This is a genomic window from Streptomyces sp. YS-3 (genome assembly GCF_045257485.1).
GTDB lineage: Bacteria > Actinomycetota > Actinomycetes > Streptomycetales > Streptomycetaceae > Streptomyces.
Genome location: NZ_JBJHPC010000773.1, coordinates 1 through 2757, shown reverse-complemented (window position 1 = coordinate 2757; position 2757 = coordinate 1). Strand labels below are relative to the sequence as shown.

Below are 2757 nucleotides of genomic sequence, written 5' to 3'. Positions count from 1 at the left end.
GGCGGGCGCCGGCCAGCGCCGCCGCGTGCTGGGCCGCCTCCTCGCGCAGGGGGGCGAGCCGGTCCCGTACCGCCGGATGGCGCAGCGACACCGCCTCGTACCGGTCGCGCAGCGCCGCGCTGGCCGCCGAGGTCCGCAGGCGCAGGGCCGCCTCGGCCCGCGCCGCCCGTGCGCGTTCGTGCTCCCGCGCGCTCCCATCCGCGTCTCGCGCGCCCCCGTCCGAGCAGGCCGACAGGAGCCCGGCCGCGGCGGCGGCGCCGGTCGCCGTGAGGGCGGCTCTGCGCGAGGTCACCGTCCTGCTCACCGGCACGTCTGTCTCCCCTGCGGGCTCCGGGCCCGGGGGCCGCCATGTGATCACCGCAGGCGAGCGTACCCGCGCCCCGCCCCGGGTGGACGGCAACACCCCCCGGGACCGGATACCCTTTGATTCGACACGCGACGAACCCACAACAGCACACGCGGCCGAGGAGTCACCCGGATGAGCACGACCCAGAGCGAGAGGCTGCGCGGACTGCTGGAACCGCTCGTCAGCGCCAAGGACCTCGATCTCGAGGAGATCGAGGTGTCCCGGGCCGGGCGCCGCCGGATGCTGCGGATCGTCGTGGACTCCGACGACGGCGTGGAGCTGGACACCTGTGCCGAGCTGAGCCGCGCCGTCTCCGACGCGCTCGACGAGAGCGATGTGATGGGCGACGAGGAGTACGTCCTCGAAGTCACCTCGCCCGGCGCCGAGCGCCCCCTCTCCGAACTGCGCCACTATCTGCGCGCCACCGGGCGGCTCGCCCGGCTGACGCTCAACGAGGGCGGCGAGCTGGTCGCGCGCGTTCTCGGCGCCGACGAGGAGGGCGTGGACCTGGAGGTCCCGGGTGTGAAGGGCCGCAAGGCCACCGCCCGGCGCCTCGCGTTCTCCGAGATCGCCAAGGCGCGTGTCGAAATCGAGTTCAACCGCAAGGACAAGAAGGAAGAGGAGGCGTAGCCATGGACATCGACATGAGTGCCCTGCGGGGTTTGGTACGGGAGAAGGAGATCTCCTTCGACCTGCTGGTCGAGGCCATCGAGTCGGCCCTCCTCATCGCCTACCACCGCACCGAGGGAAGCTTCCGCCGCGCGCGCGTGCAGCTCGACCGCGAGAACGGTCATGTGACCGTGTGGGCGAAGGAAGACCCGGCCGACCTGGAAGAGGGCCAGGAGGCCAAGGAGTTCGACGACACCCCGACCGGTTTCGGCCGGATCGCCGCCACCACCGCCAAGCAGGTCATCCTCCAGCGTCTGCGCGACGCCGAGGACGACATCACCTTCGGTGAGTTCGCCGGGCGCGAGGGCGATGTGATCACCGGTGTCGTCCAGCAGGGCAAGGACCCCAAGAACGTCCTGGTCGACATCGGCAAGATGGAGGCCATGCTCCCGGTGCAGGAGCAGGTGCCGGGCGAGGAGTACATCCACGGACTGCGCCTTCGTACGTATGTCGTACGGGTGGCGAAGGGTGTGCGCGGTCCCTCGGTGACGCTGTCGCGCACCCACCCCAACCTGGTGAAGAAGCTCTTCGCCCTGGAGGTGCCGGAGATCGCGGACGGCTCGGTGGAGATCACCGCCATCGCCCGCGAGGCCGGCCACCGTACGAAGATCGCCGTCCGTTCGACGCGTTCGGGGATCAACCCGAAGGGTGCCTGCATCGGCCCGATGGGCAGCCGCGTGCGCAATGTCATGGCCGAGCTGCACGGCGAGAAGATCGACATCGTCGACTGGTCGGACGACCCGGCCGAGATGGTGGCGAACGCGCTCTCCCCGGCCCGGGTCTCCCGGGTCGAGGTCGTGGACATGGCGGCCCGTTCCGCCCGGGTGACCGTGCCCGACTACCAGCTCTCGCTGGCCATCGGCAAGGAGGGCCAGAACGCCCGCCTCGCCGCGCGGCTGACCGGCTGGCGCATCGACATCCGCCCGGACACGGAGCAGCCGTCCGAGCAGGACTGAACAGACGGCCACGGGGCCCGGGAATAACGCCGGGCCCCGCTGCCGTTGCCGTCATGGCGATCTTTTAGGACAACGACCGTTCGATTTTTGCCCCAAAGGGGTGAGGTCGGTACGGGGAGGTAGACTTAAACGTGTCTGGCCGGACGCATGCCCGCGCATGCCCTGAGCGCACCTGTGTGGGGTGCCGGGAGCGAGCGGCCAAGACCGATTTGCTGCGCATCGTGGAGGTCGAGGGCGCTTGCGTCCCCGATCCTCGCGGTACGCTGCCCGGCCGGGGTGCGTACGTTCACCCCGCCTCGGTCTGTCTGGACCTGGCGGTCCGCCGCCGGGCGCTCTCCCGGGCCTTCAGGGTCAAGGAGCAGCTGGACAGCGAGGCCGTGCGTCAGCACGTCGAGCAGGCAGCACCGTAAGAAGAAGTACGGCACGGAACACCGTGCGGTCAGGTACCTCGCGAGTTGGAAGTAGGTCGAGATTGCGATGAGCACTCGATGAGTACGCGATGAGTACGCCCATGAAGTAGCGACGGTCCGGCGGTAACCCGGACCTAAAAGGAGCGAAGTGGCTAAGGTCCGGGTATACGAACTCGCCAAGGAGTTCGGAGTGGAGAGCAAGGTCGTCATGGCCAAGCTCCAAGAACTCGGTGAATTCGTCCGTTCGGCGTCCTCGACGATCGAGGCCCCCGTTGTACGCAAGCTGACCGACGCTTTGCAGGGACCCGGTGGCAACGCCGGCAAGTCCGCTGCCAAGCCGGGCGCCCCCCGCAAGGCGACGCCCGCCAAGCCCGCC

At 69.6% G+C, this 2757-nt stretch carries 4 protein-coding genes and 1 pseudogene; 4 read left to right on the top strand and 1 reads right to left on the bottom strand.

Features of this window, described 5'->3' with window-relative positions; translation table 11 throughout:
* Positions 1-310 (bottom strand): annotated as a pseudogene (locus tag ACJA3G_RS34585) (hypothetical protein); the annotation flags it as partial.
* Between the two features lie 168 nt (positions 311-478).
* Here ACJA3G_RS34585 and rimP point away from each other — a divergent pair.
* The 4 genes from rimP to ACJA3G_RS34565 all read left to right on the top strand — a co-directional run.
* The gene (gene rimP, locus ACJA3G_RS34580) at positions 479-976 is read left to right on the top strand and encodes a ribosome maturation factor RimP (RefSeq protein WP_406556990.1); all 498 of its coding nucleotides are present in this window, start codon (positions 479-481) and stop codon (positions 974-976) included.
* Positions 977-978: 2 nt separating this feature from the next.
* On the top strand, positions 979-1971 hold the full coding sequence (gene nusA, locus ACJA3G_RS34575) for a transcription termination factor NusA (RefSeq protein WP_406556989.1): 993 nt from the start codon (positions 979-981) through the stop codon (positions 1969-1971).
* A 131-nt stretch (positions 1972-2102) separates the two neighbouring features.
* Positions 2103-2381 carry a YlxR family protein gene (locus ACJA3G_RS34570; protein ID WP_406556988.1) on the top strand — a complete coding sequence of 93 codons (279 nt, stop codon included), beginning with the start codon at positions 2103-2105 and terminating at the stop codon, positions 2379-2381.
* A gap of 148 nt (positions 2382-2529) precedes the next feature.
* Positions 2530-2757, top strand: a 228-nt coding sequence (locus tag ACJA3G_RS34565; RefSeq protein ID WP_406556987.1) for a translation initiation factor IF-2 N-terminal domain-containing protein, incomplete at its 3' end; no start/stop codon positions are given.